We start from the raw sequence: 22082 nt of genomic DNA, 5'->3' as shown, positions 1-22082 counted from the left end.
TGGTCGCAGACTTCTTCTTGGCCGCAGACTTCTTCTTGGCCGCAGACTTCTTCTTGGCCGCTCGCGAACTTGCTACGCCTTCAACAATTTGCTCCCGCGTTTGCGAGGGCATCGGAGGCATGTTTTCAGGCAAGCTCATGTTGGCATGCAGCCTAGCTCGTTCGTCCACACTTTGGAAGTCCGCACGCCCGTTGGGCAGCAGGCGAACACGCGACAAGCTACGAACGTAGTCTCGCATGTGATCCATGACACGAATTTGTTTTTCTATCGAAAAATGGAACGCGCGCTCAAACTCTGCTCGCGTTCTCGGCGTTCGCATAGAGTTAAACATTCATCACCTAAAATAATTGGTTATTGTCAGAGTCAACCACTGCAGCGACCTCGCCGTTAACAAGAACGATCCACCCAAGTTTAAGGTCGTTGCGAGAATCGAGTACGGCACTTTTGATAGTCAAGCTGCACCCTTCGCCATCAGACTGGCCAAACTCTTGCACGTCAGAAGAGCGAGTCCCGACCCAGGCTCTGCGTTCGCAGTCGTCACTTGTCGCGGCGTACTTGTCCAAAAAGCTCTGTAGCGGGAACGCGGGCGTTAGCGATCCGAAAAAAACCATTTCTGGATTGACTCTTGCGCAGGTCTCATGATCATTTCCCGCCGAACAAGGCAGCTGGCGTGATGAAAACTCTGCTATAAGACTGGGGGCGAACAGGCGACGCTTCATGTCATTTTCCAGTAACGTCACTGCGACTACCTCAATGAGATTCATTGGCGACCGTTCTGAAATACGCCCGAATTCCAGATAATGCAGAAGTGCTTTGTTGTCATAAACCATTGCACCCGCAATGTCGCCGGAAATAATCGCCTGACGCATTTTCTTGAAGGAGTCTTCTCTGCCGCGACCGCGGTGCTTCGTTGGAAGACAAGGGTTCACAACCCTTAGGACATTTCTAACTTGTTCAGCTTCCTCATGTTTGACGTAGCCGCATAGAGCGTCGTTCAGAGCGTCTAGGACTCTTGATGTCCAACGATTGAACCCTCTCGATGGAGGCTCGTAGAAGGTGCGGCAAACCGCACTCTCGATATTAAAAACCTCATCAATCGAGAATGGGGCGCATCGGTCCGAGACCAATCGCGTGAATTCGTCAAGCAATGACTGTGACACTATGCCAAGCGAATCTAAACTCTTCCATCGTTCTTCGATGCAAGCTGCCCAGTATGGAGGCTCATCTGAAGTGGTGGATGCAAAAACAAAGTCATTCTGGCGGTAGATGCTGGACAGTTTGGAAAAAAGCTCGCTCGCTTGACCAGAACTCGTGCTGCTTGCTACTTGGCCAAGAATATGGCGCAGAAAGTTTGCGCGATAGAAATGCTTGGAAACTGAATCGAATTCGATATTCTGATTCTCAATCGCATGCCAGATGCTTTGCGGAGCTAGCTCCGATTCGAACTCCAGAACGCCGCAAGCGATGTCGGCGCCAAAGCCTGATTCAGTACCAAAGGCATTCTTCACCAAGAACGGCAGTGCGTCATCCCATGCCGTTGCAAGCCACAGCAACAGTTCACCAGCTTTCTCCCTTCGAATCCAGTTTGGGTGCATGGCTGCCCAAATGAGAAGGTCAAATAGGGCTTCGTTGTCATCGTCGCTTGTTTTTGACAGAAATTCGAATCGCTCGCTCAGTTCAGACACATCGCCAACCATTCGGCTGAGATGCTCCAGCACGGCTTCGGCATAGCCAGCGTGTTCGTCTTCGAAGAATCTCGACGAAGCTGAAATCAGATAGTCGGCAACAACCCAGGAAGAAGCGTTCTTTTCACCAAGGACTAGCGGCTTATATGAATCAATGAGTTCTTGTTCGGATACACATATCTCTTGAATAGCAGCGTGTGCCGCGGTCGTCGTGCTATCGGCTCGCTCCCAAATTGACCAGTCGGAATTCTGGATGTGAGCCAAGTGTTCACGAAAAAGAGTGCGCGCTACTTGACTATTTCCTAAGCTTCTCTCTTGTTCAGCAGCTTCAATTCGCTCTGCTGCATCATTGAATGCCTCTTGCTTCCCAAAGACACCTGGGAAAAAAAGTTCTCTATCAGGACTGCTTGAGCTTGCTTCATTGCTGGAGTTGCCACTCTGAACAATCGGTGGCCCCGTGTTTTGCGGCTCAAAAATTTCACTAAATGCGGCTTCAAAAAACTGGCGTTGCGAATCAACGACGTGCGTCAGAAACGATCTCTTGAATTCCCACTGGCAATCAACGGGCACTTCGTTATGAGCAATCAATTGAATTCGATCGCGGACGCCTTGCAACTGCTTTGACGAAAGCTCGCCGTCATTTACGATTGCTGCATATCGCTCTGCGAAAGAAGAGATATGTCGAGTGTCGCCAATCTGGAACACCTCCAACAGCGCCCATTGGAGCTGCCACGGGGCACGCTTAAATGCGACGATTCGCAGGAGGGCTTCCTGCTCGTCAATTGCGCCACCGGGATGCCGATTCCCCAAGTCGCCGGCAGTGTCGATCCTGCCGCCACGTATTTCATCAACCAGCGTTTGGGTGTCGCCACAGGATTGCATTTTGAAGTACTCAACTGCCTGTCGTAGACGACCCCGCTCAACAAGCAATCCAATGAGATTTGACTTCTCGTAGCGAATGAATCTCTGGAACGTCATTTCGCCGCATGCTCTCTCGAGGACGGCAGCGAACTTCGGGAAAAAATCAGCTGCATAGTCCGTCGAACGAATCGACTTCACGGCAGTGCTCAACAGCGCAAATTGGTCTTCTTTGTACCATGTGGGCCCCATCGAGAATCTGAGTACGTCCCTGCCGACATTTCGTGCTTCCTCATTGGCGCCAATCGCGACTAGAAGTCGGATAATGCTCAGCAACTCAGGCACGAGTTCGTGTCTGTTCTCGACGCCGCAAATGCAGTGCTCTCGGTACTTTGAAAGCAGCTCAAAGAGCTGGGAACGCTCTTCGGACTCTAACTCGTGCCGAGAAAACGAATCAATGATCTGATAAAGGCATGATCTGAATCCTTCCGAGTACACACCTAGCTGTCTCTCGCATCCCGCTATTAGCCACTGCAGAAACTCACTAGCACGATTTCTATGGCATTCGAAGACCAAATCAGCAGCTCGTCGTAGCAGCACCGGCAAAAAGCATTCAGGAATCGCGTACGCTCGTCTCCATCCAATTCTGGATGCAAGGGGATAGTCAAGTGCGTTGAGAAATTGCTTATTGAACATCTCCCACAAGTCGTCTAACGCGCCTGTATCGCCCGTTGAGAATGCTCGCCTCGATTTTCCGTCGACAGTTGCCAGCGCTGTTGCAACGTTTCGTAAGTGCTGCTCCCAGTCATCCTCAGCGACAACCACACCAACACTTGACTGAGCTTCCTCATCGGAATAGGCGTTTATCCGTCGCAACATATACTCACGATGGAAATCTCCAATATCAGCATCAACTCCGTTGGCGTCTCTGACTACAAACGAAGATGGGGCCACAACGTAGTTTTGCGAGAGTAGCCGAAGAATCGTGGTAGTGTTTGCGTTTACTTCGATCAATGCATCGATGACGAACTCTATATCGTGTCGATCCAATGATCCGTCGGAAGGGATGGTCGATTCAATATTTGCAAGCAAATCATCATAGTTGCGACTTGTTTTGGATATACCGTAGGCGTCGATATCCTGAACATGGGAGACGAGTTGATCCAGTCGCATGTCAAGCAATCGTGGAGATAGCGCCTCTGCCGATTCATTTCCAGTCGAAGAAAAGCTCAGAAGAACTGAATTAGATGTATAGACATCGCAAAAAGTCAAGAAGTACTCGTTTGGCACGCCCATCAACCTGCGCTCCGCGTAGTCCAACAAGGCCGGATCAGCATCACCTAGGCTTTCAGCAATCAACTCAAGATTCTTTCTTTGGATGAATGCAACGAACGGTAATTGGTTTCGTTCCGTTACTCTGAGCAACAAAACGCAAATTAAGTGCAGGCGGCTAAGCTCAATAAAGTCACCAATTTTGATGGTTCCAGAGCTGTAGTTTTCGATACACCGATCCGATGCGGCTTCAAGGACTTCGATTGCCTCATCTTCGTGCCCATTTCGCATCAGGCACCAGGCAATTTCGATCGCTTCATCGATACCAACGATGATTTGGTCGTATCGAAATATATGACTAAGCGCTTCGGCCGGGCGTCCAAGGGCAGCGAACGCTTTCGCAACAAGCGTCGCGGACTGCGCAAAAAGCGTGTCGTAGCGAAAAAGTACACGATGGCGAAGTAGAAGTATTCGAACCGAGCTCACGGCATCCCCGGTATCCAATGCGCACCCTAACGCAAGTTCTATATCTTCAATTAGTGTGTCTGGTGCGACGCTCAGCTCAGCACATGCATCTACCCAATCCTGAACACATGAGTTCACAGCGATCTTCCGATGGCTGGCATCTGATTGCGACAAATGAAACACAAGATTGGTTTTGCAGTAACGTTCGTCCTTGTTCTCGACGCAGAATTCCGCTAGTCGACGGCAGATTGACAGATTGACAGCGGAGGTTTTTGCAACAACGAATACCCGAAAAGAGTCGTGATAGATGGCCGTCAACTCGCGGTCAAGAAAGAGGTGTTGAACTTTTACTATCGTAGATGAAAACACGCCTTGTTCAGCCACGTTCAAGATCTGGTGCAACGTCTCCGGTGACACTCCCTCCCGCAGTCGCGAAATGATTCCAAGTAGGTTGGTGACGTGAGCGTCTTGCAGTAGACCTTGCCAAAGTTGTTCGTAGTACTGCTCGATCGGGCCATCCAGACTGGGAAAATCGGCCAACGGCTCTCCCGATTCGCTTTGATTCACGTAGCGAATTAAGTAATTCAGGTAGAGAGGATGCCCCGAAGATTTATGTGATATCGCATTGACTAGTGCGAGGTCGTTGCGTTTTTCTTCTATGAGTCTGTGATATGTAAACGCTCGTGTTGCATCGGTTTCCAAAGGCGGAAGCCTAATGCAGCGTTCATCATCGAGTCGGCCACCGAGACAATGAGATACAAGGGAATAGCTAGGCGCAGAAAACACGATCACGACGTTTTCCGGAAGGCGAGCGGGTAGTAAACCTACAAGGTCATTCAACCTCTGTTCCCCAAGCAGTAGTGCCTCGTTCAGTCCATCGATGAATAACACGCCGACTTTATGCTCGGCAGCGCAGAACTGAGAAAAGCTGTCCAGGTAATGGGAAGTCTTTTCAACCATCTGTTCAAACGGCATCTGCTCGCGCCTGCTCGGATGTCCGGTTACCGCAGTTGACAAACTTGATGCGAGCCAATCGAAGAGCGAAGATGCTCGAGAATTAGCGTTTGGATTGCTCTCAACTCCGTCGCGTATGCAATACGCTCCTGCATTCAAAATCCGTCGGTCATCGGGACTAAACATCTTGCAGAACGTCGTTTTACCGATGCCGTTTGGCCCTTCGAGAAACAGATATCTACCAACGTTCGTCAGAATGGCATTTTCGAAGGTCGATCTGAATTCCTCTCGCAAGGCATACTGGTCGTCTGTTTGTGTGGGTTGTCCATCAAAGCTGTTGATGCCGTTCTTCCTGAGAAAGCCCTCAAGGCTTCTGACGCTGATCGCGGCAAGGGCCATATCAAAGCGCAAGCGAAGCATCCCAACTACCTGAGCACCGGACAGCAATGGCCCACCGGACATTCCTGAGTAGTCGCTTAGCTGGCTCGAAGTTGCGACGGACAAATCAATGTCTACTCTAGCTGTCAGCGACGCCTGAACGGCTTCAATGATGCCAGTTGCACGGTGTCCATTGAGGGGCTTGCCTCTCGGAAACCCGAATGAAAGCCATTCGTTGCCTTCGCGTGCCCCATTTGTAAAAAGCGAGAGCGGCCTCCGCTCAACGGACTCGGCGAGCTCAAGAATACTGGCGTCAGATTCTTCCGAATGGTCTTTCAATTTTGCTTCAATCTGTATAGTTCCGCCTTCGAAATCGAGAAACTCCAAAGCAATCCGCGCACCATCTTCAATTGCGGCGAGGACGCAATGACGTGCTGTCAAAACTTTGTCTTCAGCTATTAGGAATCCCGTGCCTATATCGTCGCTGCAAATGACCTTGCATACTGCCGATCTTATTTCGACTTCAAACATTTGCTTGGATCCTTACCTTGACGTCTTTGTCAACGTGAACGGAGAAAGCTGCTCCCGATTTACTTCGGTATGCACGAAGTCTTGTTGATCCGTCAGTTTCATAGTTGAAGAATATCGAGCGTTCGAAGTCTGCCGGTCGATCTACGATCGCTTTCAATACTTCGAAAGCCGGATGATCGTGTTTCTGACCGTCAGTAGACACTAGAAATCGGGGCGAATCGATCAGATTCAATAGTTCAGGACTCGTATTGTGAAGACTTCCATGATGCGATAGCTTGATCACGTCGAACACTATCTGCGTATTAGAATTGCCGGAAGACTCCAGCGATGAAACCAATTCTTCGGCCCAAGCGTCACCGAGAAAAAGACACTTTGTACCCGCGTATTCAAGAATGAACGAGATCGAACTTCGATTCGTCACGGAAGAGTCGGGAGTATAGACATCTGCTAGGTCGCCATCTTGCGCACGCTTTCCAACGATCTCCTCTGATTGCAATTGCATTTTGTCAAACGAACACATGAACTCAAATGCATCCGCAAGCATCGCATTATCAGATATAGACCCAGAGTATCCGACTTTCCGTAGTGCTTTGATCCATACATCAAGCAATCCGTCCAGTCCTAACCTCGTTGGAGTCAATACGGTAAGCTGGCAATCCGTATTCAGTAGGTGAGCAAATGGCGCGACAATCGGGTTTGCGCCCCGTCCGTCATTCCAGGTATAGCCACCTTGCTCAATCAGATTTGACAAGCTGCTTCCCTGCATAGCGGAGATTTCCGAACGGTCGGCAGTCTGTGGCGTTCTGTAGCCGCTTTGCCGAATCGATTGGAGCAGTTCATTGTCGGCTTGAGGCATGCCATCCATTGCCTTTTCTTCTGCGAGACTGCGCAAGCTGTTATGCCACACCTGCCGCACTTCAATGACATTCGCGTTTGATGCACTTTCGTTTCGTCTGAGCAGCTCTATCAAACCACCGATGTGGTCGCTATCTATGTGAGTGCAAATCAGTAGATCTATGCTGTTACCCGCGTCGCTGATTGCTCGTAGGCGTTCAAACGCGCTGCCTGAAAACGTCTTGGCAAAACCCCCGTCGATCAGAACTCGAGCCTCAGACTCTCCCGCGCACTCAACCAGGAAGCAATCACCGTTGCCAGCCGAAAACATCGTGATTTCGATAACGCTCAACTGTTCGCCCCTCATGAGTCTGGTTTTCGGATTCCATCAGAGAGCTGATGGGATTTATAGAATCCAGAATTCTACATTGGTGGTCGTGCGGCGTGAGGTGGGGCTTCTTAAACGCGCTCCGGCGGCCGACGCCGGAGAGCCTTATTCGGAGTAACAAAAGGCAAGTTTTCTTCTAGTCAGATGTCAGCACCGCCAGGTCCTGAGTTGGAAGCGAGAGCTCACTCGTTTTCCCAATCTTCCAATTGCGCTTCGATTTGTTCGATGCTTGGGATTGAGGAACGGAATTGCTCGGGGAGGTTTTCGGTGATTTGGTATTCGCTGACGCCGATGGGTTTGGTCAGATCGCGGAGGGAGTATTCGACTTTGATGTCGCTTTTGGATTTACAGATGAGGATGCCAATTGAGGGGCCGTCGACTTCGGTACGGATTTGGCTGTCGACTGCCGAGACGTAGAAGTTCAACTTGCCGGCGTACTCGGGCTTGAATTTGTCGACTTTCAGTTCGACGACGACATAGCAGTGCAGCCGCAGGTGGTAAAACAGCAGGTCGATGCTGTATTCATCGCCATCGACATCGATCTTGAATTGACGCCCGACGAACGCGAAGCCGGCGCCGAGCTCAAGTAAGAACTTGGTCAGATGTTCGATCAGGCCGTCCTCCAGTTCGCGTTCGTTGTGCCGCTCGGTCAGGGTCAGGAAGTCGAAGTTGTATGGATCGCGGAGCAGTTGACGGGCGAGATCGCTTTCCGGCTCTGGCAGTGTGGCCTCGAAATTGTGGATCGCTTGGCCTTCTCGCAGGTGCAGGTCCGACTCGATCTGGTGTGTCAGAACGGCTCGGGACCAGTTGTTTTCGATTGTCTTCTGGACGTAGAAGTAGGCCTCCTCAGGTCCGTCCAGTTTTTGCATCAAGACGATGTTGTGGCCCCACGGAATTTGCGAAACAAGTTGTTTCGCAATTGTGAACATCTGCGAATCAGGCTGTTGCGCAACTTGGCTCGCCTGCGATTGACCGGGCAGCGTGAAAGACAAGGCTGGGTTCCAGAACATGAACCACTGACGAATCAACTCAAGATTCCGGCGAGAAAACCCTTTGATCTCTGGAAACTCCCGAAGCAAATCTTCGCTCATCGTCTTCAAGAAGGCATCACCCCATTTGGCTGTCTTTTGTTTCTCCAGGATTTGCTCACCCAGATACCAGTAAAGTTCCAGCAATCCCACATTGACGGCGACCGCGGCTTTGATCTGGGAGGCTTTGATCCGCTCTTTTACCGAAATGATCCACTGCCGGTACTCGTTGGATTTAGCCAGCTCACTCATCGATTCGTCTCCATCGAATTGCGGGAAGGACTATCTCGTCGTTGCATCGTCATCGCAATCGGACGGCGGACGGCAGATTGACGTCGACCGCGTCGATGGACTTGCTGGTGATTGTTGCCAAAGTTGCTCTGCATTGAAAACCGCTCCCTCCTCATCGGACCATTGAAACACCATCGGATTGTAATCGACGATCCTCCGATGACAGCGTGCGCGTCTTCAGGTTGAAAGTAAACCGACAATCGGCTTCGACCGTCATTTCGTCTCTGGAACTTGCCTGCCTCAGTTGCTGTGCAAACAAGTTGCGTTGAACATGGCTGTGGATAGAACTGTGTCAAACCGTTGCGTTTGCGAGTCAGTCGTGGAACGCTTGGTAGACGCCTAAGCCCTGCTTAGGGGACAAGCCTATCACAAAATTTCTTTATCCAGATTCTCTCTGCTGGATCAGTCACTAGGTAGCTCATGTTGATCGCCACCCAAAGCAAAAACATCGCGGCAACGCGGCAATACTTCGATCAAGTCCTCACCCAGGGCGACTACTACTTGGGTACCGAAGTGAACGGTCAATGGCATGGCAAAGGTGCTGATCGTTTGGGTTTAGAGGTTGGTAGCGATGTGACCAAAGAACAGTTTGCTGCGTTGCTTGCCGGCCAACATCCCTCCAGCGGAAAACAACTCACGCAGCGGCAAAGAAGAGACCGGCGCCCCGGTGTTGATTTTACCTTTTCAGTTCCGAAAAGCGTCTCGCTCGTCTGGGCGATCAATGACGATGAACGGATCATCGACGCTCTGCGGGAAACGGTCAGAGAAACCATGAGCAAAGATATTGAACCACTGATGCAGCGGCGGGTTCGACACGGCAAGCACCATCGCAGCGAACAGAAATCCACGACGGGTGAACTGGTTTACGCGGACTTTTTGCACAAGACATCTCGTCCCGTCGATGGCGTTGCAGATCCGCACTTGCATGTCCATGCGTTTGCCATCAATTGGACGTTCCAAGACGGAAGACACTACGCCGGCCAGTTTGAAGAGATCATCCGCCAGCGTCCAAGCCTGCAAGCAAAATTTGAATCAAGGTTGGCACGTCGGTTGAAAGATCAACTCAGCTTTGACGTCGCCCCGACTCGGTACTTTCAGTCGGGGCGTGTCAAAGCCGGGTGGGAACTGGTTGGCCTAGACCGTTCAACCATCGAGAAATTCAGTCGGCGGACTCAACAAGTTGAAGAGACGGCGCGAAAACGTGGCATTAAAGACGCCGGCAAGAAAGCCAGCCTGGGGAGAACGACTCGCGAAAAAAAAGACACGGGGACGACGATCGATGCACTTCGTACCGAATGGCGCTCGCGGCTAGACCAAAACGAACGAGCGCAATTTGATGCGATTCAGAAACGCACCAGCGAAGCGAAGGATTGGCAGGCACCGGACATCTCCGAATCGATTCAGTTTGCACTGGACCATCATCTCTATCGCAACTCGACGGTGGAGCGACATCAAGTCATCGCAACGGCCCTGGAACACGGCTTGACCTTCTGTCCCGAGCAAATGGAGATCGCTCTCGATCGGCACGACATCATCGAAAGGTTGATTGCCAAGCATGGTGCGACTCGACGGTTGATCACCACCAAAGAAGTCTTGTTCGCAGAGAAAAAAATGATTGATTTCGCACGCAACGGAAGAGGAACCCGACATGCAATTTCCAACACCGACCATTCATTCAAACGCGATTGGTTGAACGATCAACAAAAGGCAGCGGTGCAGCACGTCCTTCGCTCTCGTGATTCCGTACTAGCGATCACCGGTGGAGCCGGCACGGGGAAATCGTCGTTGATGCAGGAAGCTGCCGAAGGCGTGCGACACCACGGAAAAGAGGTCTTCACGTTCGCGCCCAGCACGGGAGCGAAACAGGTATTGGAAGAAAAGGGTTTCGCGAAAGCTCAGACGGTGGAGCATCTTATCCGCAACACGAAGCTGCACGACCAACTGCGAGAGCAAGTCATCTGGATCGACGAAGCCGGCTTGGTCGATGTGCGGGCCATGAACGAGATCTTTCGGATTGCCAATCAGCAGGGTGCGCGGGTTGTACTCTCTGGCGATACTCGACAGCATGCCTCGCCGCGAAGAGGTGAAGCAATGCGGCTACTGGAAGAAGAATCCGGGCTCAGCATCGCGCGAGTGGAAGCGGTCCAAAGACAAAAAGGGCGCTATCGAGAGGCGGTGGAAATGATCAGTCGGGGGCAGCAGATTGACGCTGAAACCGGCAAGTCGGGGTTGCTTGCTGGCTTTGATCGTTTTGAATCCATGGGCAAAATCCACGAGGTCGATCCCGACGAAAAGAGCAAGCAGATTGCGGGATCGTATCTGGACGCACTGGACAGCGGACGCACGGCACTGATCGTTTCGCCCACGCATGCCGAAGGCGACGAGGTCACTCAGGAAATTCGATCGTTGATGCGGCAGAAGGGAAGAGTTTCCCATGACGAGCGAAATGTGAATCGGCTACTGTCGATGAACTTGACCGAAGCCGAGAAGAGTGAAGTGACGACGTACCAGCAACAGACTGACGCGATCATTCAATTTCACCAGAACGTCAAAGGCGGCTTCAACAAAGGCGAACGCTATCGCGTCGCGGGGGCGGCCGGAAGTGAAGTCGAGATCGTTTCGTTGCAAGACGGGATGCACAAACGCTTGCCGCTTGCTGCAGCGGACCGATTTGAAGTCTATCGTGAGAATACGATCGGTCTGGCGGCGGGAGATCAAATACGGTTCTCGCTTGGCGGAACAGCAAAAAACGGGAAGACCAGAATCAGCAATGGTCGGCTTGATCAAGTGAAGGGATTTGACGCCAAGGGCAATTTGCTTTTGAAAAGCGGATACATCATCGACAAGGATTACGGGCACATCGACTTTGGCTATGTCGTTACGAGCCATGCCAGCCAAGGTAAAGATCGCGATCTCGTGATTGCTTCGATGGGATCGAACTCTCTGCCGGCGATCAATGCGAGAACGCTATACGTCACGGCGTCGCGTGGTCGCCAGGATGTCATGATTTTTGTCGACGACAAAACACGGGTTCGTCGTGCAATTGAGCGCGATGGTCAACAGTTGTCGGCGACCGAGCTATTGCGCAATCCACAACCAGACAACGACGCAAAGAAACCCGTGGTGTCTCATTCCCAGGAGCGGCGAAATCAATCGCGGCGTTTGACCGCGTATCAAAGAGTTAGAAGATGGTGGCATCGCCGAACGCGTCCCGTCTCAACTGCTGCGATCGGCAATCAAAGGATCGCTCGCAACTCATCCCGTCAAACCATTCAGAATAGGAGTGTCAATCATGGCAAACGCCGCCCGAGCCTTTGAGCAGCATCGCAGCCCTTCACCGCTTTCCCCTCGGTCGATTGGACCGGTGAAAGAAGACGACCCACCCTACTCTCGTGTCCAGGCCAACGAAATGCCGCCACCGATGTTTCAGCTGCGAATGTCCGATGGGCGTTGGATTGCCCTCGCATACCACGATATACGTCAAATTGATTGCCGTGATGCCGGCCATCTACAGATCAGTCTTTTGTCGGCCACTCAGGTCACCGTGACGATCGAGGGACGTAATCTGCGAGACCTGGCATCGCTATTCGCCTTGTCGGTCGTTCGCTGGGTACGTGAACGCGATCCGCGATCGCTGCCCCGGCCCGAGCAAGAAGCGGAGATCATTCGCATCTCGATTGAAACGAATGCCGCCGAGTAGCGGATTGTCTCAAAGTTGAGACTTTTTCGGCGGGGACCTCACGAGTGGCGGGCTCGCATCCTGTTAAATGCGAACCCGCCGAAGTTTAAGCTTCTTGATGAAGCGGTGTTTGCCGGCTATTCCTCAGCATCCGCTGTCGCATCCGAACTTTTCAGCTCGATGATCCGTTCGACGACTTTTGGCACGAGGTAGCTGAGCTTGAGATTGTCGATCTCGCTTAGCGATGTCGTGTCTTTCCAGTGCCCATCGGGGTTTTTGTAGCTGCGGACGTAGTTGACGGTGTATCGATTTGGCTTTCCGTCTTTGCCAGGATTGCTCCAGATCACACCCTTGAGTAGTCCGTAGCGGATGGTGTCGGCAGGTTGATTGTTGGTTTCTTGTGTCATGGTGTTTCCCTTTCTGTTTATTGTGGTGGACCATGGTCCGCGATCCAGCCGCGGTTCAGATGCCCTCCGCATGGGTTTGGTGCGGCACGCAGGCGCAGTCGAGTACACGGGCCCATTGCGGCGGGCATCTAAATCGTGGCAGCGTATCCTGGTAGTCAGCCACTACCGAACAGATGGATCACACGCTGATAAAAGAATCCCACCTCCGTCAAAACAATCCCAGCTGCAACAGATTGTGGTCTTGCTGCGATTTGGCAGGCTCGGACTTTGACGAATCGATTTCCGGCTGCCCCGTTTTCGATTTTGCAGCGTCTTCAAACGTCTGGCCAAGAATCCGATCCGCTGACTTTTGCGCCGCTCCGGCAGCATTGACGATCAACCGAGCGTCACCCTTTAGAACCGTGATCCAAGACTGCAGATAGGCTGCCGATTGCTCGATGGTCGGTGGACTGATACCGGCGGCGGCACACAGGAACGATGCGGAAAGCTCTGCGATCAACTCTTCTCGCGAATAGTCAGGACTTCCAAAGGGGGCCGGCTCCGTATCGATTCCTCTGTCCAAGCGGCTCGAATGGGCGGTGGAATGCGAGAGCTCGTGGAACAGTGTCCCGTAATAGGTCTCCCGGTCGTTGAAATCTTCGGGACGTGGCATGTGGACCGAATCGGTTCGAGGCCGATAGAACGCACGATGGCCGCCATCGTGATGAAGACTTGGTCCATCGGTGTATCGCGCAACAATCGCTTCGGCATGCCGCAGCGGTTCGAAGGCTTCGGTTTCTGCAGCATCTGACATGGTATCGGGTGATTCGATTCCATCGATTTGGCCAAGATTGAATACCGTGTAGTGCTTCAGGACGGGGACTTCGATTTCGTCACCGCTCGCACGATCAGTGGTCGCGTACAATTTCCAGAACGTGACTAAACTGCCACGTTCTCCCTTTCGGACTTGGCCGCCCAGTTCTTTCGTTTGTTTGAACGTGAGCCAGTAGCTAGATCCGAACCCGCTTTCGAAAGCTCGCACCCCCAGAAGCAGCACGTTGATTCCGCGGTAGTTCTTTCCACTCTGCAAATTTCTCGGAAAGCCGCTGCCGCCGACACCCTTGATTGGCTTCCTCCACGGTACGGTTCCCTGCTCGAGATAGCCGATGATCTTGTCGGTGACTTCTTGGTAGATGTCACGCTTGTTCTTTTGGTTTCGTTTTGCCATTGCGACCTACCTTTCAGTCGCGGCGGTCTTTTCCTGTGTCAGTGTCATTGGACTGCCCTTTCTTTAGTTTAAGTTTGACTGCGACGGTTAAATCACAGTTCGATTGGAAGCGTCAACGATGAACGTCGACGCTTCGGTGATGATTTGATTTAGTGTTCGCTTGGTAGATACAGCGTCCAGTGTTCGCCATCAAACGCCGCACAAATGTCAATCAAACTCATGGGAAAGTCCGTGTAAACAAGCGATTGCGAAATGAATGGCTGGTCTGGACTGTCAGCTCTTGCGACTAGCTTCGCGGTCCCGTTCGCGTTGACGGACAGGGTCCAAAAGTGCATGTAGCCAATGCGACCGTCCTCATTGACGGCTTTGACGAACGGTTCCGATCCGATCCAAGATGCGATGGCATCGATCAGCCAGTAGGCCTCGCCTCGCTCGGCAACATGCCTGACGCCGGGTGTGTAGATCACCGATCGATTGACTGAATGGCGATAGCGAACCAGATCGCCGGTGAATTGATTGAGTTGATCTTCGGTAAGTTTTTGCATGATCGTTTTCTCCTTCGTTTGATTGACCATGCGGCTGAAACCCCACCCGCTGGGCGGCGTTGATGCAAGGGTTTTCGCGAACAGCGACATGCCGAAGACAAGCGAAGCGATGTTATGCAGGCATGCCCTTGCAGCGTTCGCCGACAGGGTGGGAAGCTGCGTGGATCGACAATCAAAGATGTGGAGAAAAGAGCGATGGAAACGTGAGAATATTGACATCTGCACTGAAATCGGCAACGGTTGAAACATGGATCCAATCGATGCAATGAACCAGTTGTTAGATGCTGTGCACCAAGGTGATCGGGATACTGCGATCGAACATGCGGAGAGCTTGCGATCGTGGCTTCAGAAAGGTGGATTCACACCACGATTGCGTGTCAGCGTCGGCGATCAACGAGTTCACGTCCTCAGCGATCAGCTATCGCGGGCATTCTCCATTGCTGTCTGTGATGTTGCAGAAGCACTGGACGCTTCGATGGATCTTCCGAATCGGCAGCCATGAAATTGAGGAAAGAGCACCTTGGCATCGAAGACACTCAACGGCTTTACGATCGAATTCAATTGCCTCAAGAAAGTCTTTGCGAATGGGCGTGCCAGAGACAGCTCTTCTGACCACAACCAGAAGATGTCGATCATTCTGCGGGAAAATACGTACGCCAACTGATCGACCAGCAACAATCAGCCCTTCCCAGGACAAGTAAACTATTGGATTGGAATCGCCCACCCCGGAGCGATGGTTCTGGTAATCGGACTCGTTGCAAGTGATTGTTGTTCCATTTGGCAGCATCGTTTCAACGTGAAGCCGATCACACGATAGGTCGTATAGTCGTATCGACGATTGGGATTTCCAAGCCGTTAAAGCAGATTGGCCTGCGGTGCTGTTGGCCGTTGCGGGGATTGACTCAAAAGTTCGTCATTCCAATCGTTTCCGTCGCCACGCGGAAAGTGATCAACGATCTCCAATCGGCATTCTGACAAAAGATCTCGAATTCGAGACGCCATTTGACGTCCCGCGTCATCGTTGTCGAATGCCAGCAGAATTCGTTTGGCACCTTCCGGCATGTTGTTCACAGCAGATCGCAAACACTCTGCTTGATGCGAACTGAATTGCCCCGCCGTGCTGAAGAACCTGCGATTCTGTGTTCCTTCGATGGCCGCTAGGCTGTACAGATCGACGGCCGTTTCACAAAGCACCATTTCGACGTCGGTGTCTCTTGGACGCGAGCACGCCAGGCCCTTCATTCCGCCTGGTGAAAATCCGGTGAAAGTGGTTCCTGACTCGTTGCCGTTTTTTAGCTCAATTCCGCACAACCCGGATTGATTGAAGTGCGGAAACATCGCATTGCCGCGTTCACAGATTCGAATGCGATCCCGAAAAATGGGATCGTTCTGCACTTCGGCTGGAATTCCACGATGCTTCGTCAGGTAGGGATGGCCAGTCGATGGAATCGATTTTGCCTTCATCCAAGTAGCCAGTACGCGTGATGCATCGTGCTTAGAGGGCTGTAGCTCAAATGGGAATGCTGGCGAGGTCGTACGGGGCATTGAGTTCGAACCACTGTAGCCGCGGAGGGTGCGTCTGGCGGTTCCGAGGTTGCCGCCATCCAAAGCGATCACGAAGTCGATGATCGAACCTCCCTCGTCGGTTTTGTAGTTGTAATAAACGAAAGTGTTGGCGGTCGTTTTTGCAATTCCAATTTTGTCGCCGCTACTACGTCGCATCACGACACTGCTTCGGCTGCTCAGCCGGCGGTCGACCACAAAGCCGCGAGACTCGGCATAAAGCTGCAAGTCCAGTTTTTTGAAGCGTTGTAGTTCTTGCTGACGATCCATCTTGCTATCGTAGCGCGTTTTCGAGCTTTCGATCAAGTTTGCGTTCGACGTTATCCACTTCGGCATTCTGCCTCCTTTGTTCATGCGTTTTTCCGTTGCATCGTAATGTCGGTAAAACAGAAACACGACGAAACGTTTCGCCGTGTTTCCGTAGCTCGACCTACCACCAAGAGTCGTAAAACACCGTGTAGCCTTCCCCGATGTGATGACGTGCCTTCGCGATAAACGCCAGGTCGTCTTCTTTGTCGTGGTCTGTCGAGACGCCAAAGAACGGACCGGATGTTGACGGCAGATCTTCATTGCAAAGCTCTTTCTCCAACCGGTCTAGGTCGGACTCATCAAGTGCGACGGGGACGCAGTTGAACGGTTCCTGTCCGCCTTTGATGTAGTACAGCTGTTCCATCCAGCCGTGTAGATCAGGATGCTTTCGCCAGTAGAAGATTTGCGATGCCTCCGTGACTTTGAAATCGACTGGCCGATCGATTTTTTCCTTGGTTGCCATTGCGTACATATCGAGTCCCATGATGTGCTCCTTTCGTTGGTTGCGTTGAAGGACGCAAACCTAAGAGCAACGAGCGATGTCGCCGTCATGAACAACACGGCTCCGCGTTTCGCGGAGGTTGGTGCGGGCCGTTCATTGACGGGGGCGGCGAACGGTGCTGGATTGCGGACCTGATGCTTCAAAGCAAACCAATGAAGAGCCAGCCGACTCGCTTGAATCGGGGCAGCCGGAAAAAGTCGTATCTTCGTGATTGCGGATGAGTGTGACAGCGTAAGATCGTACTTACGATGAATCGTGTTGCTTCAGTATTCGGTAAACCGTGGGACGACTGACTCCGCACGCTCGGGCGATGGATGATTTTGATCGGCCAGCCTGATGAAGCGACACAATCTGTTCGCATTGTTCACTTGAGAGAAACAGCAAACGCCCGGGTTGAGATCCTCCCCATCTTGTGCCGCGGTTGCGAGCGATCTGCTGACCGGCTCGTACTCGGTCGCCACGAATCTCCGTTTCGTATTGTGCGACGCTGGCGAGAACGTTGGCCATCAAACGGCCGGTAGCTGTCTCCAGATCAAGACCGTCTTTGACGGAGACAAGTCCCACACCGAGTCGGGGGAGCTGGTCGAAGAGGGTGGTCAGTCCGCGTGCTGTCCGCCCAAGTCGGTCCAGACGCCACACCACAACTTTCGCGATTTTGCCAGCATGAAGATCGGACATCAGTCGATTCCAAGCGGGCCGATCCATCGTCCGTCCCGTGTATCGATCTTCGTACCAGACAACCGGAACCCCCTCGCCGAATGCGTCCAGCCAACGCTGCAGGTCTGGCTTTTGACTGGCGGTTGCTTGGCTGGCCGAACTCACGCGGCAATAAACGGCAATTTGTTTCGTCATTGTTGGAACATGCCAGCCGAGCTGAAGACTGTCAATCGTCAATGACAATCGAGACTTTACGTGAACACAGTTTTGATTCGGACCAGATCGCTGCCGGTTTCGCTCTATCGATTCTGGCAATATCGACCCTTTACACTTTTCCGAATGCCAGATTGTGTGGTCCGGGTCGTTGATGAGTCGTCCGACTGCGGTCAAACAGCGGCGCCGGTGTGTTTTTATGTGTTTGTAAAAGGCGTTAGGCCTGTGGAAAACCTCGTCAAACGTCTGAGATGGAACGACAAATCACCCCGTCCAGTGGGTAAAAGCACACTTCAGCGAGTGTGAAAGCACACAAATCGGAGTGGAAAAGCACGAATCCGACCGACGGTGGCTGATAACACGATTGGGGACAAATGCGAGTGTGATCACACGTAATTGTTGACGTTGTATTTCGGCTGTTGCATGATCGGTCTATGGATGGCCAGATTCAAACGAACCGACCAACGTTGCTACCTGATCGATACCCGGAAGGTGATCTGTTCATATGTGATGTGACAGATGCAATCCCCAAGGATGACCTTGGGACGATGGAACATCCATTGTTCTCTCTGGCCACGAAGGCAGACACGGGACAACGCCATTACGAGCACAACGGCATCACGCTGACCGTGACGCCGAGCAGCCTGGGTTTGGCAACCATTCACGACAAAGACATTCTGATCTATTGCATCAGTCAGCTCGTCGCGAAGCTCAACAACGGAAAACCGACCAGCCGAACCCTTCACCTGACAGCCCGCGATTTACTGGTCACGACTAATCGCCGGACAGACGGGCGAGGCTACGAGCAACTCGTTTCGGCCTTTGAGCGCCTGAGCGGGACTCGCATCAAAACGAATCTGAAAACCGCTGGAGAGGAGATCAGCGAAGGCTTTGGTTTGATTGACAGCTGGCGGATCGTCCGGCAAACCAAGTCCGGCCGAATGTCAGAACTACGAGTCAACCTCTCCGACTGGATTTTTAATGCTATCAATGCGCGAGAAGTTCTGACGATCAGCAGGGATTACTTCCGGCTCCGTAAGCCGCTCGAAAAACGGATGTACGAGTTGGCTCGGAAGCATTGCGGACGGCGGTCGGAATGGAAGATCTCGTTAAAGCTGTTGCAAAAAAAGACTGGCTCCAGCAGCACGCTGAAAGAATTTCGTCGGTTGACAAGGGCGATCGTCAAGGACGACATCGCGAATGATCACATGCCGGACTACAGCATTCGATTAGGACTCGATTCAAACGGAAGCAGCGACATGGTGACGTTTGTGAATCGTGGCACGGTGCCGGGATCGGGTGTAAATTCATTTGCATCGCTGATTCCACCGCTCGATCCAGACACCTATCACCGAGCACGATTGCAATGTCCGGGCTTTGATGTGTACACATTGGAACGACAGTGGCGTGAAGCGTTTGCTGCAGTTGGCGCGGGGCCTCCGCGTGATCCGGATGCCGCGTTTCTGGGGTTTTGTCGTCGTTTGACGAGCAATGCGAGAGCGTAATTGCTCGAAGTACAATGTGCTTTGTTCGTAGCACCATACCACGAACCCAAACAACGAAGAGGAGACAACATGCTAGCCAAAATATTTTGCACACAATCATTTGCAAATCCGCACATTCCGGTCGGATTCCCGTTCGACAAATGTCAGTATCCGTGGCTGGAAAAAATTGACCCTGACCGGCAGGACGAATGGTTTGTCCAAAATCTCGACAGAGATTTGATCTCCAATCCGTTGATAGATGGTAAGCACCAGTACAACATTGGCTGTCCGCTTTCAAAGGCACAGCGTGTGCTGGCGGATTGTGAGGAGCAAATCGATGATTATGGGGGATTGTCGGCACCGATGGAAATGTTCCTGATCCGATTTACAACGCGCCTTATCATCAATGAAACGTCGAACTACCATCGCGATGATGTTCGACATGAAGCGAGTCGAACATTGGACCAGCTCAACCAACTCGCAGGAATTGGCTCGTCCAAATCAAATCATCCGCATGATCGTCTGATACCCCCACAGCTTGATTAGGACCGACGACCTCGTCGTTTCTCATGATAGGCGATCTGCTCGACCATCAATTCAGAGCGTTTCATGTGTAATTTAACTTGCTTCTTGATTTTTTCAGCATCGTTTGGATAAGCCTCAATCGTCTCAATGATTGTCGACCATTCGCCCGGCATTTCATTTAGTTGTTCGATAAAATCGTAGCCATCTGGATTGCGATGATTCAGACGCTCTATCAGCAAGAAGTCCGCTATTTGCCTTGACCGTTTTAACATCAGTGCAAAAACGTCTCGCAAGTCATGATTCTCGTGGCACCAGCAAAGATGAACCTGAGTTTCCTTGTCGACGAAGTGACTCTCTCTTCCCCGCACCAACTCTGCAGAACATAATTCGTACGCTTGCCTCATGCTTGTGACGATGGCTTTTTGATCGTATTCGTCCCGTGCAACAAACTGATCGACCAGCCAACACTCAAACTTTGTTCGCACCCTAATCAGCTCCAAAAGTTTCTTCGGAGTCGGACGCCCTGGCTCAAGGGTGCCATCGAACCGCCGATACAGATGCCCCCGTCTAGTCAGGTGCTCAAAAAGCTCTTCCCATTGATGCACGCTAAGAGCAAAGCCCCGCATCTCAGGGATGGCCCCCAACATCAACGCCTCACCAAGGTCTTGCCCCTTGGACCAGCTGATTTTTCCATCGTGCAGTAATTCAGCAAATGTCGTCAATGCACTTTGAACAGGTGATCCTCCTTTCAACACCGGTATCGCATGTTTCCAAAGACATTTGGGTTCGCGATCGAGAAACTTCCCTAGTTGCCGGTACGTGTCATAGCCGTGGCTGTCGCTGTTGTAAAGCAAGCGTTTCACGCTCGCCACACTGAGCCCTGATCCCTCCGCGATGGTGCTGATTGTCAGGTGCGTCCGCAACTCCTTTTCTTTGTGAACGATTGCTTGCTCAATCGCGCTGTGATCGGGACGTTTTTTCCCAGAACTCCGTGTCATTTATCGTCCTGCTAGGTGTTGATCGATGACCATCTGAAATTGGCTCAAATCCGGACAGCAAAGTTTCTCGTAACTGATTGAACTGAGCCTCGAAATTTCTGCGTGATCCGCAGAATCAGTTCAGAACGTCACAGTTTGAAAAGGGGGAAACAATGCATCGACACGAGTCGCACAGGGGCTCCTCGAACGGCTCTACCAAGATGACCAAACGCTTGCAGCATGACAAGCGGTTCGAGAGTTTTACAGAACCGATTTTTCGAATGGGCCTGCACGATGCGAGAAAACTGACACGTTGGGCTCGAGATTACTTCGAGGAAGATCACGGGCTACCCAATAGCAGCGTGTTCGGAACGCTTGATCTCACATCGCGAGGCCGCAGGGAATTGAAGCAGCTGGCCAAAGCTCTTTACTTCGGGCGTCCAAAGGTTGCCGAGCAGCATCAAGCTGCGTTGGACCTACGTGATGCTTTCAGGAAATCGCTATCGGTCATTGCAACATCCTGGGATGAGCAGGCTGAGGCGATCAATTCTTTAACAGGGCAAAAGTCCGTCTGGCGATTTCGCGCAGAGAAGTCGTTCGCACCAGCTATCGCATTAATCATTCTGAGCATCTTGTCATTGGTTGCTGGACTGAATGTGGTCGTAGATGCCGAGCTTACCTCTGCATCGGCCGTAGTGGTTGAAGGTCCCTTTTTTGAAACGCCCTCCGAATCAGGTTTAGGCGTCCCAACCGAACCTGCGCAGGAGCTTGTTTTCGCGGTTGCTGTGGCACCCGTGTTCGGACTGCTTTGTATGGTCGAGTTCATCTCGTTCTTTTGGAAACGCGGTCGAAGATCGATCTTCTATGTCGCCCTTGGGGCGATTGGCATACCCGTGTTGCTTGCCGTCACGCTGTCATTTGCATACGTCATGTCTGGGGCTGCTGACGCCAGCCGGGAAGCTCCTAGTGCTTTCGATGTCATGGAATATCCTTGGTGGTACTCCGCTATCTCGATGACCGGCCTGGCTGCTGTTACCGCTGCAATACTCGAGGGTATCAAATTTTTTGTGTTGATGCTCTTTGAACGTGCCGCAAGTGAACGGCCCGTCAATCAGGCGGCTGTGGCTGCATTTAACCATGTCGATGAATGCGTGCTCGCGACGACGCCGTCGCTGGCAGTGCTTCGAGCCTGCATCAAACGACACAAGGCGCATCGTCGCGTGTTTCGCGACATCATTTTCGCGGCTGCAAAACGGCAACGCAGCGACAAAAAACGCCGTCAGCTGCAGCGGCGTCTAAACGATCTTTCGTGATTCGATTCCCTCAAGAG

Annotated in this window: 17 protein-coding genes; 6 read left to right on the top strand and 11 right to left on the bottom strand. The window is 52.0% G+C overall.

The window, feature by feature from the left end:
• From NHH03_RS14150 to NHH03_RS14135, 4 genes are all read right to left on the bottom strand, one after another.
• A partial coding sequence (locus NHH03_RS14150) for a hypothetical protein (RefSeq protein ID WP_253157152.1) occupies positions 1-247 on the bottom strand: 247 nt, incomplete at its 3' end.
• A 91-nt stretch (positions 248-338) separates the two neighbouring features.
• Complete coding sequence (gene avs1b, locus NHH03_RS14145; protein WP_253157150.1) at positions 339-6143, bottom strand: AVAST type 1 anti-phage system protease Avs1b; 5805 nt, start codon at positions 6141-6143, stop codon at positions 339-341.
• Positions 6136-7329, bottom strand: a complete 1194-nt coding sequence (avs1a, locus tag NHH03_RS14140; protein WP_253157148.1) for an AVAST type 1 anti-phage system MBL fold metallo-hydrolase Avs1a — start codon at positions 7327-7329, stop codon at positions 6136-6138. Before avs1a ends, avs1b begins: the two co-directional genes overlap by 8 nt.
• A gap of 218 nt (positions 7330-7547) precedes the next feature.
• Positions 7548-8645, bottom strand: a complete 1098-nt coding sequence (locus NHH03_RS14135; protein WP_253157147.1) for a PDDEXK nuclease domain-containing protein — start codon at positions 8643-8645, stop codon at positions 7548-7550.
• 459 nt (positions 8646-9104) lie between these two features.
• Here NHH03_RS14135 and mobF point away from each other — a divergent pair, with 459 nt between their 5' ends.
• Together mobF and NHH03_RS14125 are read left to right on the top strand one after the other, a co-directional pair.
• On the top strand, positions 9105-12002 hold the full coding sequence (gene mobF, locus NHH03_RS14130) for a MobF family relaxase (protein WP_253157146.1): 2898 nt from the start codon (positions 9105-9107) through the stop codon (positions 12000-12002).
• On the top strand, positions 11977-12384 hold the full coding sequence (locus NHH03_RS14125; protein ID WP_253157145.1) for a hypothetical protein: 408 nt from the start codon (positions 11977-11979) through the stop codon (positions 12382-12384). Before mobF ends, NHH03_RS14125 begins: the two co-directional genes overlap by 26 nt.
• Before the next feature lie 116 nt (positions 12385-12500).
• Here NHH03_RS14125 and NHH03_RS14120 read toward each other — a convergent pair whose 3' ends face one another.
• The 3 genes from NHH03_RS14120 to NHH03_RS14110 form a co-directional block, all read right to left on the bottom strand.
• A complete protein-coding gene (locus NHH03_RS14120; protein ID WP_253157144.1) occupies positions 12501-12770 on the bottom strand; it encodes a hypothetical protein in 270 nt (89 codons plus the stop codon).
• A gap of 208 nt (positions 12771-12978) precedes the next feature.
• Positions 12979-13977: an ArdC family protein gene (locus NHH03_RS14115; RefSeq protein ID WP_253157143.1), complete on the bottom strand. Its 999-nt coding sequence runs from the start codon at positions 13975-13977 to the stop codon at positions 12979-12981.
• Positions 13978-14126: 149 nt separating this feature from the next.
• Complete coding sequence (locus tag NHH03_RS14110) at positions 14127-14522, bottom strand: DUF6876 family protein (protein ID WP_253157142.1); 396 nt, start codon at positions 14520-14522, stop codon at positions 14127-14129.
• A gap of 265 nt (positions 14523-14787) precedes the next feature.
• Between NHH03_RS14110 and NHH03_RS14105 the strand changes: the two genes are divergently transcribed.
• Positions 14788-15024, top strand: a complete 237-nt coding sequence (locus NHH03_RS14105; RefSeq protein WP_253157141.1) for a hypothetical protein — start codon at positions 14788-14790, stop codon at positions 15022-15024.
• Between the two features lie 353 nt (positions 15025-15377).
• On the opposite strand, the gene NHH03_RS14100 is transcribed toward NHH03_RS14105, so the two are convergent.
• From NHH03_RS14100 to NHH03_RS14090, 3 genes are all read right to left on the bottom strand, one after another.
• Entirely contained in the window at positions 15378-16355 is a 978-nt protein-coding gene (locus NHH03_RS14100; RefSeq protein ID WP_253157140.1) for a DUF3991 and TOPRIM domain-containing protein, read from the bottom strand.
• Positions 16356-16515: 160 nt separating this feature from the next.
• Positions 16516-16878: a phosphoglycerate kinase gene (locus NHH03_RS14095; RefSeq protein WP_253157138.1), complete on the bottom strand. Its 363-nt coding sequence runs from the start codon at positions 16876-16878 to the stop codon at positions 16516-16518.
• A gap of 261 nt (positions 16879-17139) precedes the next feature.
• Positions 17140-17748, bottom strand: coding sequence for a recombinase family protein (locus tag NHH03_RS14090; RefSeq protein WP_253157136.1), 609 nt, complete (start codon positions 17746-17748; stop codon positions 17140-17142).
• A 485-nt stretch (positions 17749-18233) separates the two neighbouring features.
• Between NHH03_RS14090 and NHH03_RS14085 the strand changes: the two genes are divergently transcribed.
• Both NHH03_RS14085 and NHH03_RS14080 read left to right on the top strand, forming a co-directional pair.
• The gene (locus NHH03_RS14085; protein WP_315861454.1) at positions 18234-19271 is read left to right on the top strand and encodes a replication initiator protein A; all 1038 of its coding nucleotides are present in this window, start codon (positions 18234-18236) and stop codon (positions 19269-19271) included.
• Between the two features lie 69 nt (positions 19272-19340).
• On the top strand, positions 19341-19796 hold the full coding sequence (locus NHH03_RS14080; RefSeq protein WP_253157132.1) for a hypothetical protein: 456 nt from the start codon (positions 19341-19343) through the stop codon (positions 19794-19796).
• On the opposite strand, the gene NHH03_RS14075 is transcribed toward NHH03_RS14080, so the two are convergent.
• A complete protein-coding gene (locus NHH03_RS14075) occupies positions 19793-20773 on the bottom strand; it encodes a hypothetical protein (RefSeq protein WP_253157130.1) in 981 nt (326 codons plus the stop codon). The genes NHH03_RS14080 and NHH03_RS14075 overlap by 4 nt on opposite strands.
• Before the next feature lie 200 nt (positions 20774-20973).
• On the opposite strand from NHH03_RS14075, the gene NHH03_RS14070 reads away from it, so the two are divergent.
• Positions 20974-22065, top strand: coding sequence for a hypothetical protein (locus NHH03_RS14070; RefSeq protein WP_253157128.1), 1092 nt, complete (start codon positions 20974-20976; stop codon positions 22063-22065).
• Positions 22066-22082 lie beyond the last annotated feature (17 nt).

Origin of the sequence: Stieleria tagensis, from assembly GCF_024129865.1 — a bacterium.
In the GTDB taxonomy this organism is placed as follows: domain Bacteria; phylum Planctomycetota; class Planctomycetia; order Pirellulales; family Pirellulaceae; genus Stieleria; species Stieleria tagensis.
Note: the sequence above shows the minus strand (reverse complement) of the source record. Positions and strands in the feature narration are given on the sequence as shown.

Excerpts from the sequence above, each read along its gene's own strand:
- NHH03_RS14090 (WP_253157136.1), bottom strand. The coding sequence starts at position 17,748 with ATGACGAAACAAATTGCCGTTTATTGCCGCGTGAGTTCGGCCAGCCAA.
- avs1b (WP_253157150.1), bottom strand. The coding sequence starts at position 6,143 with ATGTTTGAAGTCGAAATAAGATCGGCAGTATGCAAGGTCATTTGCAGC.
- NHH03_RS14120 (WP_253157144.1), bottom strand. The coding sequence starts at position 12,770 with ATGACACAAGAAACCAACAATCAACCTGCCGACACCATCCGCTACGGA.
- NHH03_RS14110 (WP_253157142.1), bottom strand. The coding sequence starts at position 14,522 with ATGCAAAAACTTACCGAAGATCAACTCAATCAATTCACCGGCGATCTG.
- NHH03_RS14095 (WP_253157138.1), bottom strand. The coding sequence starts at position 16,878 with ATGGGACTCGATATGTACGCAATGGCAACCAAGGAAAAAATCGATCGG.
- NHH03_RS14105 (WP_253157141.1), top strand. The coding sequence starts at position 14,788 with ATGAACCAGTTGTTAGATGCTGTGCACCAAGGTGATCGGGATACTGCG.
- NHH03_RS14115 (WP_253157143.1), bottom strand. The coding sequence starts at position 13,977 with ATGGCAAAACGAAACCAAAAGAACAAGCGTGACATCTACCAAGAAGTC.
- NHH03_RS14100 (WP_253157140.1), bottom strand. The coding sequence starts at position 16,355 with ATGGATCGTCAGCAAGAACTACAACGCTTCAAAAAACTGGACTTGCAG.
- mobF (WP_253157146.1), top strand. The coding sequence starts at position 9,105 with ATGTTGATCGCCACCCAAAGCAAAAACATCGCGGCAACGCGGCAATAC.
- NHH03_RS14125 (WP_253157145.1), top strand. The coding sequence starts at position 11,977 with ATGGCAAACGCCGCCCGAGCCTTTGAGCAGCATCGCAGCCCTTCACCG.
- NHH03_RS14080 (WP_253157132.1), top strand. The coding sequence starts at position 19,341 with ATGCTAGCCAAAATATTTTGCACACAATCATTTGCAAATCCGCACATT.
- NHH03_RS14075 (WP_253157130.1), bottom strand. The coding sequence starts at position 20,773 with ATGACACGGAGTTCTGGGAAAAAACGTCCCGATCACAGCGCGATTGAG.
- NHH03_RS14070 (WP_253157128.1), top strand. The coding sequence starts at position 20,974 with ATGACCAAACGCTTGCAGCATGACAAGCGGTTCGAGAGTTTTACAGAA.
- NHH03_RS14135 (WP_253157147.1), bottom strand. The coding sequence starts at position 8,645 with ATGAGTGAGCTGGCTAAATCCAACGAGTACCGGCAGTGGATCATTTCG.